Source organism: Acidimicrobiales bacterium (assembly GCA_041394265.1).
Taxonomy (GTDB): domain Bacteria; phylum Actinomycetota; class Acidimicrobiia; order Acidimicrobiales; family SZUA-35; genus JBBQUN01.
In genome coordinates this window covers 3353376-3368726 of sequence record JAWKIO010000005.1, presented here as the reverse complement: position 1 = coordinate 3368726, position 15351 = coordinate 3353376, and the positions used below count along the sequence as shown (strand labels likewise).

Here is a 15351-nt window from a genome sequence, read left to right as displayed (position 1 = left end):
GGTGCACCAGCGAATGATCGCAGAACAACTGGCAGGCAAACGCATCGCCATCACCGGATCGACCGGCTTCCTCGGCACCGCCCTCGTCGAGCGGCTGATGCGCGCCGTCCCCGACTGCGAGCTGGTGCTGCTCGTGCGGCCCGGTAAGCGCTCCACGCCCACCCAGCGCGCCCGCCGAGAGATCTTCCGCAACAACGCGTTCGATCGCCTGCTGGAAGAACTTGGCAGCGACGCATTCTGGGAAGCGGTCGACCGCCGGGTCACCGTGATCGCCGGCGACGTGGGGACCGATGGTCTCGGACTCGACGACGACGGCCGTGCTGTCTTCGCCTCCTGCGACACCGTCATACACTCCGCCGCCACCGTCAGCTTCGATGCCCCGCTCACCACGGCGGTCGAGGTGAACCTGCTCGGCCCCACCCGCATCGCCGAGACCCTGCAATCACTCGAGGTCACACCGCACCTCGTCGCGGTGTCCACCTGCTACGTGGCCGGCAACCGGCGCGGCTCGGCGCCCGAACAGTTGCTGTCCGACAGCCCGTTCCACATCGACGTCGACTGGCGGTCCGAGGTCGAGGCGGCCCGACGGGCCCGCTCCGACTTCGATGCCGAGAGCCGGCGAGCCGAGAAGCTCGACGAGTTCCGAGCTGCGGCCGTCGAGGAACTCGGCGCCGCCGGCACCCCGCTGCTCGCCGCCAAGACCGAACAGGGCCGCCAGCGCTGGGTGTCCGAGCAGCTGGTCGAAGCCGGACGAGCGCGTGCCGCCTCGCTCGGCTGGCCCGACTCCTACGCCTACACCAAGGCGCTCGGCGAACGGGCGCTCGACGAGTCGAAGGGCAACATCCCGGTCTCGATCGTGCGGCCGTCGATCATCGAGTCGGCGTGGTCCGAGCCCTATCCCGGATGGATCAAGGGCTTCCGTATGGCCGAGCCCATCCTGATCAGCTACGCCCAGGGCCTGCTCAAAGAGTTCCCGGGCGTCCCCGAGGGTGTGGTCGACGTCATCCCCGTCGACCTCGTCGTCGCCGCCATCATCAACGTTGCCGCACGCGGCCCGCTCGACCACCTGGACATCACGCAGGTGGCATCGGGTACCCGGCAGCCACTCAAGTACCGCCAGCTCGTCGAGCTCGTGAACGGCTGGTTCACCGAGAACCCGCTGTACGACAAGAAGGGCCAGCCGATCGCGGTGGCGCCGTTCTCCTTCCCCGGTCGGGGTGCGGTCGAGCGCCAACTCGACCGCATGCAGAAGCAGCTCGACATGGCCGACAAGGCACTGAAGCTGCTGCCGCTGCGAGGCAAACAGGCGCTCATCGTGGCCGACATCGAGGACAAGAAGGAACAGGTCGACCGAGCGATCGGCTACGTGAAGATCTACGGCGCCTACGCCGAGTCCGAGGCGCTGTACGGGGTCGACAACCTCATCGCACTGCAGGCCTCCCTCGATCCGGCCGACCAGGTCACCATGGAGTGCGACCCGATCGTGGTCGACTGGGCCCACTACGTCACCCAGATCCACCTGCCGTCGGTGGTCGAACACGCCCGGGTGAAGACCAAGAGCGAGGCGTCCGATCCCGATGCTCGCACCAAGCGACTCCGCACCCGAGTGCTCGCACCCGAGCGCCAGTTGGCGGCCTTCGACCTCGAGAACACGATCATTGCGTCCAACGTCGTCTTCAGCTACAGCTGGCTCGCCACCCGACGCATGGGGCCGATGGATCGAGCCAAGTTCACGCTCAAGACCCTGCAGGAGGCACCCGAGCTGCTGGCGCTCGACCAGCGCGACCGCACCGACTTCCTGCGCCACTTCTACCGCCGCTACGAGGGTGCATCGGTCGCCGAGATGGATCGTCTCGGTACCGAACTCCTTGCCGACCACATCCTCACCAAGGCGTTCCCGGCCGCCCTTCGCCGAGTGCGTGAACACCAGCGGCTCGGCCATCGCACGGTGCTGATCACCGGTGCGCTCAACATCGTCGTCGATCCCCTCCGCCCGTTGTTCGACGACATCATCTGCGCCGAGATGTCGGTCAAGAACGGCCGCTACACGGGCGAGTTGCTGCGAGTGCCCCCCACCGGCGAGGTGCGAGCCCAGGCACTGCGTGACTACGCCGCCGAGCACGACATCGACCTTGCCGAGTCCGTCGCCTACGCCGACTCTTCCTCGGATCTTCCGCTCCTCGACGCCGTGGGCTTCCCCGTGGCCATCAACCCCGAGACCCGTCTGGCGTCACTCGCCATGAAGCGAGGGTGGTTGATCGAGTACTGGTCGAAGGCGCAGGGCGGCAGCGACCGCGTCCTGCCCCTCGGTCCGCTTCCTGTCCCCCGCCGCACCAGCCGCTGAACGAGTTCATTCCACCCATGGCCACCTCCCCCTCCACCAATCCCCGCCCCGGCTTCGTCCTCGACGTCGACCGACAGACACCGCCGATCCTGTTCCACCACGGCGAGGGCTTCCGCATGGAGAAGCTGCCGGTCGGGCGCAGCCGGGTGATCTACCCGAGCGAACCGCTGAAGGGGCTCGCCGATCCCGACGGTGCCATCGTCGACGCACTCCTCCATCCGATCGACGACGACCCCCTGCCCTCGCTGTTGACGCCGGGCATGAAGCTCACCATTGCGTTCGACGACATCTCCCTGCCGCTGCCGCCGATGGCACGACCCGACGTCCGCCAGCGCATCATCGAGGCCGTGCTCGACATGGCGGCCGAGGCCGGCGTCGACGATGTCCACATCGTCGCCGCGCTCGCCCTGCATCGCCGCATGACCGAGGCCGAGCTCCGCCATGCCGTCGGCGACCGTGTCTACGAGGCGTTCGCCCCGCACGGCCTGCTCTACAACCTCGATGCCGAAGATCCCGAGCAGATGGTGATCCTCGGCGAGACCGACCACGGCGACACCGTGCAGATGCAACGCCGGGCCGCCGAGTCCGACCTCGTCGTCTACGTCAACATCAACCTCGTCAGCATGGACGGGGGCTGGAAGAGCACGGCCACCGGGCTCTCGGGCTACGCCGGCGTTCGCTCGCACCACAACCCCGAGACCATGAAGAAGTCCACCAGCTTCATGGACCAGGAGAAGTCCGAACTCCACCGTTCGAACTGGCGCCAAGGCGACATCATCAAGAAGCACGGCCCCCGGATCTTCCAGATCGAGACCACGCTCAACACCAACACGTTCGGCTACGACGGCCCGATGTCGATGCTTCAGAAGCGTGAGTGGGAATGGTCGATGTCGGACCGGATCAAGTTCACCGCCATGCAGGCGGGCTTGAAGCCGATGTCCCCGGCGCAACGACGCAAGGTGTTTCACTCATGGAAGGCCCCGTATGAACTCACCTCGGTGCAGGCGGGCGAAGTCGAGGCCGTGCACCGCAAGACCACCGAGATGGTCTACAAGCAGCATCTCGTCCCGGTCGAGGGGCAGACCGACATCGTCACGATGGGCTTGCCCTATCTGTCGCCCTACAACGTCAACTCGATCATGAACCCGATCCTCGTCGCCGTGCAGGGACTCGGGTACTTCTTCAACCTGTACCGCAACAAGCCGGTCGTGCGCGAGGGCGGCGTGCTCATCATGAGCCACCCCACCACGTGGGAGTTCCACCCGGTGCACCACCCCAGCTACATCGACTTCTTCGAGCAGGTGCTGGCCGAGACCACCGACCCGGTCGTGATGCAGCACAAGTACGAAAAGCAGTACGCCGAAGACGAGTGGTATCGCCACCTCTATCGCACCAGCTACGCCTACCACGGGGTCCACCCGTTCTACATGTGGTACTGGTGCTCCCATGCCCTCGAACACCTCGGCCAGGTCATCGTGGTCGGAGGTGACCCGAGAGCGGTCCGTCGACTAGGTTTCCGACCGGCCTCGACCCTCCAGGACGCGCTCGAGATGGCCGAGGACACCGTCGGCCCCAAGCCGACCATCACGCACCTCCACAATCCACCCATCCTCATGGCCGACGTTCACTAGGAGATGTTCGTGGATTGGCTCCGGTTCATCACCGAAACTCCCACCGCACCGAAGGGTGTCGAAAAGCGCGTCGAGCCGTCCAACACCGGCGTCCGGTACGACACCGCCTGGGCCCGGCGACCGCTGGCCAAGGCCGTGCGCGAGGTCGGCGTGTACGGCTTCATGAAGCCGGCGGTCCGCATCTATGCCAAGCCGAAGGTGATCGGCGCGGATCGTCTCGATGCGGTCGACGGGCCGGTCATTCTCGCCGCCAACCATCACAGCCATGCCGACACGTCACTGATGCTGGCCACGCTGCCCGGTCACCTGCGTCGCGATCTCGCCGTCGTTGCCGGCGCCGACTACTTCTTCCCCAACCAGATCGCCGCTGCGGCCTCGGCCCTGTTCATCGGGGCGATTCCGATCGAGCGCACCAAGCTGTCGAAGTTGTCGATCGAGAACGCCGTCAACGTGATCCAGACCGGGCACAACCTCTTGATCTACCCCGAGGGCGGCCGCAGCCCCGACGGCTGGAGCCGTGAGCACCGGCCCGGGGCCGCCTTCGTCGCCAAACAGACCGGGGCCCCAGTCATCCCGGTCTACATCGACGGCACCGCCACGGTGCTGCCGAAGGGCCAGAACTGGCCCACCCGATCGCGCACCGCCGTGGTCTTCGGCAAGGAGCTGCGCATGGAGACCGGCGAAGACGCCCGTGCCTTCGCCGCTCGCATCCAGGCGAAGATCAACGAGCTCGCCGACGAGTTCGCCCACGGGTGGTGGGAATCCCGCAAGCGGGCGCACGCCGACAAGATCGAATCGCTGCAGGGTCCCGAGGCCGGTGCCTGGCGTCGCCGCTGGGCGCTTGGTCCCAAGCCCTCGGAACGGTCACGAGCGAAGGCCAAGCGCTGGCCCCAGCGGTGAGCCCCGTCCGCCTGCGCTGAACCGGTGTTCACCTTCCCGATCAAACCGATGAAGGCGAAGCTGGCGTCGTTGCCCACCGACGATGATCGCTGGGCCTACGAGATCAAGTGGGATGGCTACCGAACGATCGCCTTCGTCGACGCCGACCCGCCCCGGGTCCGGCTGCAGTCGACGAGCGGGCTCGACATGAGCGACCGGTGGCCCGAGATCGCGGCGATGGCCGCGGCGATCAACGCCGGCTCGGTGGTGCTCGACGGCGAGATGTGCGTGCTCGACGACGACGGCAAGCCGCGATTCGAGCTCATTCAACGGTCCGATCGCCCGGCGGTGTTCCACGCGTTCGACGTCCTCGAGATCGACGGCCACGACCTCACCTCGCTCCCCTACGAGAACCGCCGGACCCTGCTGGAGGGCGTGCTCGAACCCGGCCCGAACTGGATCGTCCCGGCGCATCGCATCGGCGGCGGGGCCGCTCTGCTGGCCGCAACCGCGGCGGCCGGCCTCGAGGGCGTGATGGCGAAACGCCTCGGTTCGACCTATCGGCCCGGCGCGCGTTCCGACGACTGGCGCAAGATCAAGAACCGTCAGCGGGTCGAGGTCACCATCGGTGGATTCAGCGCGGGAACGGGCGCCCGTGCCGCCACGTTCGGAGCCCTTCTCGTCGGGATCGATGCCCACGACGGCCTCGCGTTCGCCGGCGGCGTCGGCACGGGCTTCACCGACGTCACGTTGCGCTCGCTGCGGAATCGCTTCGAGTCGATGATCGTCGATGAACCACCGTTCACGACGGCCGTGCCTGCTGCCTACCGCCGCGGTGCCACCTGGGTTCGCCCCGAACTCCGCGCCGTGCTCGAGATCGCCGAGATCACGAACGAGGGGTACGTTCGCCACGCCAGCTTTGTCGGCCTGGTCGACGACTGAACGTCAGCTCGACACGTCGTCGGGCTGCAACGGGCCGTACGACGTCAATGCCGTGTCGATGATCCGATCGACCAGATCGGGATCTCCCTGCCAGTCGAACGCCGCGACCTGTGCTCGGCTGCGTCGTCCGGTCACCGCTCGAAGGAAGTCATAGGCGCTCGTGCGAAGGCGGACCGCCGACGCACTTCCTGGCTCGAATGTCCCCGCAGCACCCAGGTCGATCGCCAGCTCCGCTCCCACGCGGTCGGCGACGCGTTCCTGCAACTGCGGGACGTAGCGGCGCGCACCGATGGCCGTGGCCGCCGACACTCGGTCGGGTTCGATGCCGAGTGCATGTTCGATGTCGTGGACGTGCACAATGAGGTCGCCCAGGAGTCTCGGCGCCAGCCCCGGATCGTCCTCGAGCAGCGCGTCGAGTTCGGGGGCAAGACGCATCCACTCATCACAGATCGCCGACAGCGACGATCCGCGACGCTTCTCGACCTGTCGGGCAGTCCATGCATCGGAGCCGAGCCCCTCGAGGCGGCCGGCAACGAAGTCGGCGTTGATGCCGCAGACATGCGCCACGACGTCGGCGATTCGCCACGCCGGGGTCAGCGGCACGATGGTGTTCGCCTCGGTCGGCGACAGCGATCGGCACCGCTGCACGAGCGCGAGCCGAGTCGCTGCGTAGACCTCGACGGCGCTGGGTTCGGTCTCGGGCACTGCGTCAGTGTGCCATGCGGGCGACGGAAGCTACTCAGGCTCCGTCGTCGATGGGGTCGAATCGACGCGCGCCTCGCGCGCTGCGACCTTGGCCTCGGCGGCGGCATCGATCTCTGCGACCGTTTCCTCGGTCAGCTCCTCGGTGCAGTCGAGCAGTTGGTCACGGTCGCCGCAGGTGACGCCGAAGCGTTCGTAATCGCTGCCGACCGGTGCCTTCTCCCACAGTCGGTCGCACGACGCGCCGTCGCCCGCTTCGCAGCGTTCCCAGAGCCGGTCGAACAGCGGGTTGTCACCGAAGGTGAAGGGCTGGTCGTCGAACGCCAAGGTGTCGGGCTCGATCGGCTCGTCGAGCACGAACGCTGCGGCCTCCTGGCACGACGAGGTCAGCTCGGCGACCAAGGCGTCGTCCGCTGCGCTGCGATCGGCGCCGGGAAGCAGCGTTGCGAGCGGCAACTCCTGGGAACCGATGCCCACCAGGCAGTCCGCCACTGCCTGCTGCATCCCGGCGTCGACGTGGGCTGCGACGACCTCGTCGATCGTCGGGGCCGCCACCTCGGGAGAGGACGTACAGCCACCGAGCGCCAGGATCGCAGCGAGCGCGACCAGACCAGGAGAACGCACGGAACGGCGGGACACGATGCTCATCAGGGATCTCATCGGCACGAGTTGCCCATCGCTGAATGTCTGACGGAAACTCCGACCTCGCCACAAAGGAGATTCCATGCACCTCGAACTGAGCGCCCACGACGTCCTCACCACGACCCGATCCGTTCGCAAGCGACTCGATTTCGACCGACCGGTCGAGCGTTCGGTGATCACCGAGTGCATCGATGTCGCACTCCAGGCCCCGACCGGTTCGAACTCGCAGGGCTGGCAGTGGATGATCGTCGAGGACGCAGCGAAGAAGAAGACCATCGCCGACTTCTACGCGACGAACTTCGCGGCGTACGCCAAGATGGCCAAGCCGGAGTATGCAGCAGGCGATGTTCGGGCCGAGTCGCGTGAGCGGGTGGTCGATTCGGCCCAGTACCTCGCCGATCACTTCCACCGAGCGCCGTTCCTGGTGATCCCGCTGATCGCCGGCCGGCTCGACGAGGGCACCGGCACCATGGGGCAGGCGAGTGCGTGGGGCTCGATCCTGCCGGCGGTGTGGAGCTTCATGCTCGCGCTCCGCACCCGTGGCCTCGGCTCGGCCTGGACCACCCTCCACCTCCCGAACGAACGCGAAGTGGCCGACCTGCTCGGCATCCCGTTCGAGGGATACACGCAGGCCGGCCTCTTCCCGGTCGCTTACACCAAGGGCACCGACTTCAAACCGGCCAAGCGGCTCCCCGCCGACCAGCTGATGCACTGGGACACTTGGTGAGGATCAGTTGTCGTTGCCCCCGGGCTCGGCAGTGATGACGAAGCCGTCGATCGCGGCCTCGACGTACGAGGCAGTGCCCCGGTCACCTGCGGTGATCAGGAACTGCACGTCCTGGCCGGCGTAGCTCGACAGCTCGACCGACAGCGAGGTCCACTTGGCTTCCTTGTTCGTGTTGGCCTTGGCCCGCTCGTTCAAGATCACCTTGTTGCCGTCCTCGGTGATCATCACGACGGTCAGGGAGTCGTCGGACGTGGCATTGGTGAGGTACGACAGGTAGTAGTCGAAGTCGAGCCGAACGTCGGCACCCGCCGGGAGCGAGTACACCGGCGACAGCACCGAGCTCTCGCCCTCGTCGAGGTCGTGGTCGCCCATCTCGGGGCCGGTGCCCGACAAGGTGAACCAGCCCTTGTTGCCGCTCGGGGTCGAACCCATCTCGAGGAGGAGCTTGTTCCAGATGCCGACCGGCGGCTGTCCGTAACCCCACACGCCGGTCACTGCGGTGTCGGTGCCGTAGGGGTTGACGATCCAGCCGTCGACACCCTGTGCCAACGAGCCGAGGGTCACCGGGCCGTCGCTCTGGCCCGAGCCGCCGTCGGTGGATCCACCATCGGTGTTGCCCTCGCCGGTGCTCCCGTCGCCGGTCGTGCCACCGTCGGTGGTGCCGTCGCCGGTCGTGCCACCGTCGGTGCTCACGCCGTCGGTGGTGCCGTCGCCGTTCGTGCCATCGTCCGTGGTGCCATCGTCGGCGCTCCCGTCATCGGTCGAGCCATCGCCGGCACCGCTGCCGCTGTCGGTGACCTCGATGGTCCGCTCGATGGTCTGGGTGATCTGCGTCAGGCCCACGAAGTAGGTGACCTCGAGCTCGACGGTGTGGATCCCGGGTTCCACCCCGGCAGCGTCGAAGCGAATGGCGGCGAAGTCCTGGTTGCCGACGATGATCCGTGATCCCTTCGACAGGCTCGAGTAGTCGACCTCGTTGGGGTACCGGATGTCGAAGTCGCCGGCGTCGGCCACCCGCACCTCGATCCCCGAGGCGTTGTGCAGCGCCGAGATCTCCAGCGGGAACCACGCCGCTTCGCCCTGCGTAACCGAACCCAGGAGGCCACCGGCCAGCTCGAGCGCCTCGCCCTCGTACACCGAGGTGTCGATCAGGACGGTGCTGACGAAGGTCTGCGTGACCGGTCCGCTGTCGGAGTCGTAGGAGACGGTCAGGTTGATGTGCGGGTCGACGGCGTCCGGGCTCACGACGAGCTTGAGGGCGGTGAAGTCATACGCCGTTGGATCGAGCACGCTCGAGTCGTAGAGCGACGAGAAATCCCGCACATTCTCCTCGTGATCCTCGGGGTAGCCGATCTCGACGCCCTCGGAACCGACGGCGGTCACCGCGAAGTTGCGGGCCTGGAGCGACGAGTCGCCGACCCACATGAAGTTGACCCAGGCGTCCTGGCCGGGAAGCACGGCGCCGGTCGTCGTCGTGACGAGCGTGACCTCGGCATCACCGGTGCCGACGTCGGTGACGGCGCCCTCGGGAGCATCGGTCGTGGAGGTGGTGGGATCGACCTGGGCAAACGCCGGTGTCGCCGCCATCGCGGTGGCAGTGAACACGGAAAGGGAGAGGGCTTTCTTACGCATGCCCCTTCTACGGCCGATCGGGCCGCCAACTCAAGTGAAAACTCAAGCGATGAGCAAGTTCACCCGGTCGGCGCCTCACCGTCGACCAGCCGCAAACCCGTGGGCGACTCGCCGAGGTCGGAGCGGGCTGCCAACTCGACGACGAACTCGGTCACGTGCCCAGGGAACACGTGCTCCGACACCAACACCGCATGCCCGCCCGCATCGAACGTTGTGCGCTTGACAACCAGCACCGGCGACTGCTCGGGCACGCCCAGCAACCGAGCGTCGTCGCTGCCCGCCGCAGCCGCCCCGATGGTCTGGCTGGCTCGGCCCAGCTCGTGGGGCAGCAGGGAGTAGAAGGTCGATCGCTCGACGTCGGCCAGCGACAGCTCGGCCCCGAGGTCCTCCCGGCACCACACCGTGACCCGAGCGAACGGTTGGCCGTCGGCCAGGTTCACTCGCTTGGCGATCAACACTCGCTGCCCGAGCAACGGCGCAACGTGACGAGGTGCCGGGCCGAACCCGAAGTCGACCACCCGCCGCTCGGACTGCCGTCCGGAGGCCGCGAGCTGGGCCTCGATGGTGGCCAGACCGGTGAGCGGCTGCGGCACGGGATCGGCGGCCACGAACCACCCCGCACCCTGCCGAGCATCGACGAGCCCGTCGGCCTTGAGGACCTCGAGCGCCTTGCGGATCGTGACTCGGCTGGCGTCGTACTTCGCGACAAGACCTGCCTCGCTCGGGAGCACCTCTCCCGGCCCGTACTCCCCCTCGACGATCTGTCGACGAAGGGTCTCGGCAATTTCCTGGTAGCGGATCGTCCTCACTTGTATTAGAGTTGTATCATACGTCAACTCAAGCCAGCAACGCTTTCGAGCATCAGGAGCCCGCCCATGGCCGTCGGACCAGAAACCCCCATCACCTTGATCGAAGGCGTGTACGGCACGCTCGACGAGCGAGTCGGCAACTTCCGCACCCGAGTCGGACACCCACTCACGCTCACCGAGAAGATCCTCGCCAACCACCTCGATCAGCCTGACGCCGAGGTCGAGCGAGGCGTTTCCTACGTCGACTTCCGGCCCGACCGTGTCGCCATGCAAGACGCCACCGCCCAGATGGCGTGGCTCCAGTTCGACACCGCCGGCCTCGACGAGGTGCAGGTGCCCACCACCACCCACTGCGATCACCTGATCCAGGCCAAGGTCGAGGCCAAGCAAGACCTCCTTCGGGCCATCGATACCAACGAAGAGGTGTACCACTTCCTCGAGTCCATCTCGGCCAAGTACGGCGGCGGTTTCTGGAAGCCGGGCAGCGGCATCATCCATCAGGTCGTGCTCGAGAACTACGCCTTCCCCGGCGGCATGATGATCGGCACCGACTCCCACACCCCGAATGCCGGCGGCCTCGGCATGATCGCCATCGGTGTCGGCGGTGCCGACGCAGTCGACGTCATGACCGGGTTCCCGTGGAATGTGCGCTTCCCCAAACTGATCGGCGTGCACCTCACCGGCGAGCTCAGCGGCTGGGCTGCACCGAAGGACGTCATCCTCAAGGTCGCCGAGATCCTCACGGTGAAGGGCGGCACCGGCGCCATCGTCGAGTACATCGGCCCGGGTGCCCAGTCGATCTCGGCCACCGGCAAGGCCACGATCTGCAACATGGGCGCCGAGATCGGCGCCACCACGTCGCTGTTCGCCTACGACGATGCGATCGCCCGGTACCTGAAGAGCACCGGTCGCGAAGCCACCGCCGACGCCGCCACCGCCGTTGCTCACCACCTCCGCCCCGACGACGAGGTCCTCGCCAACCCGGCCGACTACTACGACCAGGTCATCGAGATCGACCTGTCGGCGCTCACCCCACACATCAACGGCCCGCACACGCCCGACCTCGCACGCGAGGTGAAGGACCTCGGCGCCGAAGCCAAGGCCGAGGGCTGGCCGCTCGAGATCAGCGCGGCGCTGATCGGCAGCTGCACGAACTCGTCCTACGAGGACATCACCCGAGCGGCATCGATCGCCCGGGAAGCCAAGGCCAAGGGCCTGTCGCTCAAGACCGAACTGTTGATCACTCCCGGCTCCGAGCAGGTTCGAGCCACCATCGAGCGCGACGGCCTCCTCGCCGACTTCGAGGCGCTGGGCGCCACGGTGCTCGCCAACGCCTGCGGCCCCTGCATCGGCCAGTGGGATCGCTCCGATGTCCGCCAGCCCGGCATCCCGAACGTGATCGTCACGTCGTACAACCGCAACTTCCCGAAGCGCAACGACGGCGATGCCGCCACGCTCGCCTTCGTGACCTCGCCCGAAACCGTGATGGCGCTGGCGTTGGCCGGCACGGTCGACGTCGACTTCATCAACGGCACCCTGACCAACGACGCCGGTGAAGAGGTCTCGCTGTCGGTGCCGGTCGGCATCGAGTTGCCGCCGCAGGGCTTCGACCCGGGCGAGGACACCTTCGTTGCGCCGCCCGCCGATGGCTCAGGTGTCGAGGTGGCGGTGTCACCGACGTCGGATCGCCTCCAGCTCCTGCAGCCGTTCCCGGCATGGGACGGCAACGACTACGAGAACCTGCCGGTCCTCGTGAAGGCGAAGGGCAAGTTCACCACCGACCACATTTCGATGGCCGGCCCGTGGCTCAAGTATCGCGGCCATCTCGAGAACATCTCGGGCAACCTCTACCTCGGCGCCGTCAATGCCTACACCAAGGCCGACGGCAGCGACTACGAGGTCGGCTACGGCAAGAATCAGCTGACGGGCGAGATCGACACCTTCCCGAACATGGCCAAGGCGTACCACGAGGCCGGTCAGCCCTGGGTCGTCATCGGCGACGAGAACATGGGTGAGGGCTCCTCACGTGAGCACGCAGCCATGGAACCTCGGTTCCGCATGGGCTTGGTGGCCATTGCCCGCTCCTTCGCTCGCATCCACGAGACCAACCTGAAGAAGCAGGGCATGGTGCCGCTCACCTTCGCCGACCCCGCCGACTACGACAAGATCGGCGAAGACGATCGGATCGCCGTCCGCAACCTCGCCGGGCTCACGCCGGGCGCTCCGGTCACCGTCGAGGTCACCACCCCCGCCGGGGACACCTGGAGCTTCCAGGCCAACCACACCTTCTCCCCCGAGCAGATCGAGTGGTTCAAGGCCGGTTCGGCGCTCAACGTGATCCGCCGCAACCTCGGCAAGTAATGACGCCATAACGCGAGAAGGCACCCTCCCGATCCGGGAGGGTGCCTTCTGCGTTTTGGTCAGCTCCTCGTCACCTCTCGACCCAGATCGGCGAAGCCAGGAGGCGACAGCCGACTCAATGTGACAGCGGCGAAGCCAGGAGGCGACAGCCGACTCAATGTGACAGCGGCGAAGCCAGGAGGCGACAGCCGACTCAAGGTGCCGGCACGAAGGACTTGGTGGAGAACTCGGTCGGAGCCGAGATCACGCCACCAAGGTCTTGTTCGACGTAGTCGATCCAGCCCTGGGCGTAGTCCAGGTAGGTGTCGACGTACTTCCCGGCGTCGAAGATCTCGCCCATCGTGAAGTAGCCGTCACCTCCGCTCGCCATGAAGTTGTTCGTCACGACCGTATAGGTGGTGGTCGCTCCGATCGGAGTCCAGCTTGTGGCACCTCGGGGACGAACCTCGACGTTGGTGACTCGCTGTCCTTGCGGCTTGGTGAGATCGGCGTCCCACCGCAGACCCGAGGCATAGGGGTAGGCACCCGACGACCCGTTCTCACGGGTGGCGTTCTCGATGCCTTCCTCGATCGAGGCCACGATCTGCGCTCCGGTCATCTCCATGTTGACCATGGTGTTCGCGAAGGGCAGCAGCTCGTAGGCATCGGCGATGGTGTAGTCACCGGCGAGGATGTCGACACGCACGCCGCCGGAATTCTGCAGCGCAATGTCGGCTTCGAAGCTTCGAGCGAGGAAGCCGTCGGCGACCAACTGCTGGACCTCACCACCGGTCTGCGCCGTCTTTTCGAGACAGCCATCGATGGTGCTGCGGCCCTGACCCGGGATGCGTTCGAGGCAGAGGTCGGTGGTTGCCCGACCGATCACCTGCTGTTCGAGGACGGCAACATCGGCGGCGTAGCCGTCGAGGATGGCCTGCGCCGCCGGGTCGGGAGTGACGATGTCGAGGTTCGCCTTACCATCGATGTACGCCTGGACCGCAGCCAGATCGGCTCCGGACAGCGCCACGTCGTCGCCGTTGGCGTCGGGTCGGGTGAACTCCTCACCGAGGATCAGGTGCGGCGTACCCGAGCATTCGGCGACATGGCCGTAGCGGTCCCACGACACCTCGAGCTCGCCGACGACCGCCGAGTACTGCCACGCCTGAGCGATGCAGACGGGGAGACCCTTGGCGTCGGTGGTCATCGTCGGGTACGGGCCACCGCTGGTGAGCCCGACCTCGTCGAAGTCACCGAGCAAGGTGTGGGAGTCGCCGCCGATGATGACGTCGACCCCACTCACCTGCGACGCCAGCCGGAGATCGTTGGCGTACTGGTAGTGCGTCACCAGCACGATCTTGTTGATCCCGACCCGTGTCATCTCGTCGACGTAACGCTGCGCCGTCTCGACCTCGTCGAGGAACTGCGTGGTCTTCAACGGGCTGGACGACAGCTTGGTCTTGTCGGCGATGTCGAGCCCGATGTACGCGACGTACTCGCCGTCGCCGTAGGGCTTGACGATCCAGGGACGGATGTACTGGTTCGGTCCCTCCATGGCGAGCGGGGTGCCGACCTTGGGCAACACGTTGGCGCCGAGCACTGGGGTGTTGCAGTCGCCCTCGGCCAGATGATCGAGGAACTCCTTCAACCCGCTGTCGGATCCGTCGAACTCGTGATTGCCGAGTTCGAAGGCGTCGAAGCAGATCTCGTTCATGAGTGCGGCGTCGGCCTCGCCACCGAAGAGCGAGTAGTAGAGCGTGCCCGTGATGGCGTCACCGGCATGGATCTTCATGACGGGCTCGCCGGCGTTCGCCGCCTCGAGTTCCTTGAACTTCGCGACGACCGACGGGAAGCCGCCAAGCTCAGCGTCGGTGTCGGCGCCGGCCAGCGTCAGCCCGACCCCGTCGGGGTCGAGATGTGAGTGGTGGTCGTTCATGTGAAGGATGTTGAGCGTGAAGTCGCCCTGGGGCTGGGTGCGCGCCCGCTGCTCGGGCGAGTCCGCGAACACCTTGACGACCTCGACCCGTGACACGCCGTTGGCCAACTGGGCCAGCCAGTACGCCTTGCCGCCGTCGTCAGGAGTGCGGCTGAGGGCGTCGGCGTAGAGATTGTCGAGGAAGACCGAGTCGGCCACCGAGGATCCGAAGCGGCGCTGACGCTCCGGCGACGAGAGGAAGAGATCGACGATGGCGTCGTAGCTCAATCCGCTCTGATTCTGCTCGAGCCAGTACGTCAGGCCATCGACGTCGGGCACTCGGCCCAAAATCGTGAGATAGGCCCGCTCGATGCGACCCACCTCTTCGTTCACCGCCATGCCGACGGGTGTGTCACCGGGCGCTGCCGCCGGCAGTGTCGCCGCCGGGAGCGGCGTCGCCTCGACCGGCGCCACCGCAATGGCTCCGGCTCCGGCGATCACCGCCAGCGAGGCCGTCGCCAGCCGTCGTTGTTGTTTCATTCCGCGCATGCATTTCCCCTCTGCTGAATTGCGAAAGGTCATAGCACGAGCGGCTTCGCCGACGCCCATGCAGGACACAGAATTGAGCCAACGGTCGCGGAGCGTTCACGTGCGCGCCACACTGCGTGGCGCGAAGCGTCCGCAGCAGAACAGAACGGCGTGGCGCGAAGCGGCCGCAGCAGAACAGAACGGCGTGGCGCGAAGCGGCCGCAGCAGAGCAGAACGGCGTGGCGCGAAGCGGCCGCAGCAGA

At 66.7% G+C, this 15351-nt stretch carries 11 protein-coding genes; 6 read left to right on the top strand and 5 right to left on the bottom strand.

Features of this window, described 5'->3' with window-relative positions:
• Positions 1-13: 13 nt before the first annotated feature.
• The 4 genes from R2733_16450 to ligD are packed head-to-tail and all read left to right on the top strand — an operon-like array spanning position 14 to position 5796.
• Entirely contained in the window at positions 14-2344 is a 2331-nt protein-coding gene (locus tag R2733_16450) for an HAD-IB family hydrolase (protein ID MEZ5378099.1), read from the top strand.
• Positions 2345-2361: 17 nt separating this feature from the next.
• Positions 2362-3975, top strand: coding sequence for a lactate racemase domain-containing protein (locus R2733_16445; GenBank protein MEZ5378098.1), 1614 nt, complete (start codon positions 2362-2364; stop codon positions 3973-3975).
• Between the two features lie 9 nt (positions 3976-3984).
• Entirely contained in the window at positions 3985-4875 is an 891-nt protein-coding gene (locus R2733_16440; GenBank protein MEZ5378097.1) for a lysophospholipid acyltransferase family protein, read from the top strand.
• 24 nt (positions 4876-4899) lie between these two features.
• On the top strand, positions 4900-5796 hold the full coding sequence (ligD, locus tag R2733_16435; protein MEZ5378096.1) for a non-homologous end-joining DNA ligase: 897 nt from the start codon (positions 4900-4902) through the stop codon (positions 5794-5796).
• Positions 5797-5799: 3 nt separating this feature from the next.
• Here ligD and R2733_16430 read toward each other — a convergent pair whose 3' ends face one another.
• Both R2733_16430 and R2733_16425 read right to left on the bottom strand, forming a co-directional pair.
• Positions 5800-6501, bottom strand: coding sequence for a hypothetical protein (locus tag R2733_16430; protein ID MEZ5378095.1), 702 nt, complete (start codon positions 6499-6501; stop codon positions 5800-5802).
• A 30-nt stretch (positions 6502-6531) separates the two neighbouring features.
• Positions 6532-7146, bottom strand: a complete 615-nt coding sequence (locus tag R2733_16425; GenBank protein MEZ5378094.1) for a hypothetical protein — start codon at positions 7144-7146, stop codon at positions 6532-6534.
• 76 nt (positions 7147-7222) lie between these two features.
• Between R2733_16425 and R2733_16420 the strand changes: the two genes are divergently transcribed.
• Entirely contained in the window at positions 7223-7867 is a 645-nt protein-coding gene (locus R2733_16420; GenBank protein MEZ5378093.1) for a nitroreductase family protein, read from the top strand.
• Between the two features lie 3 nt (positions 7868-7870).
• On the opposite strand, the gene R2733_16415 is transcribed toward R2733_16420, so the two are convergent.
• The gene (locus R2733_16415) at positions 7871-9499 is read right to left on the bottom strand and encodes a hypothetical protein (protein ID MEZ5378092.1); all 1629 of its coding nucleotides are present in this window, start codon (positions 9497-9499) and stop codon (positions 7871-7873) included.
• Positions 9500-9558: 59 nt separating this feature from the next.
• On the bottom strand, positions 9559-10308 hold the full coding sequence (locus tag R2733_16410) for a GntR family transcriptional regulator (GenBank protein ID MEZ5378091.1): 750 nt from the start codon (positions 10306-10308) through the stop codon (positions 9559-9561).
• Between the two features lie 66 nt (positions 10309-10374).
• On the opposite strand from R2733_16410, the gene R2733_16405 reads away from it, so the two are divergent.
• Positions 10375-12669: an aconitate hydratase gene (locus R2733_16405; GenBank protein MEZ5378090.1), complete on the top strand. Its 2295-nt coding sequence runs from the start codon at positions 10375-10377 to the stop codon at positions 12667-12669.
• A 193-nt stretch (positions 12670-12862) separates the two neighbouring features.
• Here the strand turns inward: R2733_16405 and R2733_16400 are convergent, their stop codons facing one another.
• The gene (locus R2733_16400; GenBank protein MEZ5378089.1) at positions 12863-15109 is read right to left on the bottom strand and encodes a 5'-nucleotidase C-terminal domain-containing protein; all 2247 of its coding nucleotides are present in this window, start codon (positions 15107-15109) and stop codon (positions 12863-12865) included.
• Positions 15110-15351: the final 242 nt, after the last annotated feature.

Bases quoted from the DNA above. Each gene is read 5' to 3' on its own strand.
- R2733_16450 (MEZ5378099.1), top strand. From the start codon at position 14: ATGATCGCAGAACAACTGGCAGGCAAACGCATCGCCATCACCGGATCG.
- R2733_16445 (MEZ5378098.1), top strand. From the start codon at position 2,362: ATGGCCACCTCCCCCTCCACCAATCCCCGCCCCGGCTTCGTCCTCGAC.
- R2733_16425 (MEZ5378094.1), bottom strand. From the start codon at position 7,146: ATGAGCATCGTGTCCCGCCGTTCCGTGCGTTCTCCTGGTCTGGTCGCG.
- R2733_16420 (MEZ5378093.1), top strand. From the start codon at position 7,223: ATGCACCTCGAACTGAGCGCCCACGACGTCCTCACCACGACCCGATCC.
- R2733_16415 (MEZ5378092.1), bottom strand. From the start codon at position 9,499: ATGCGTAAGAAAGCCCTCTCCCTTTCCGTGTTCACTGCCACCGCGATG.
- R2733_16405 (MEZ5378090.1), top strand. From the start codon at position 10,375: ATGGCCGTCGGACCAGAAACCCCCATCACCTTGATCGAAGGCGTGTAC.
- R2733_16400 (MEZ5378089.1), bottom strand. From the start codon at position 15,109: ATGCGCGGAATGAAACAACAACGACGGCTGGCGACGGCCTCGCTGGCG.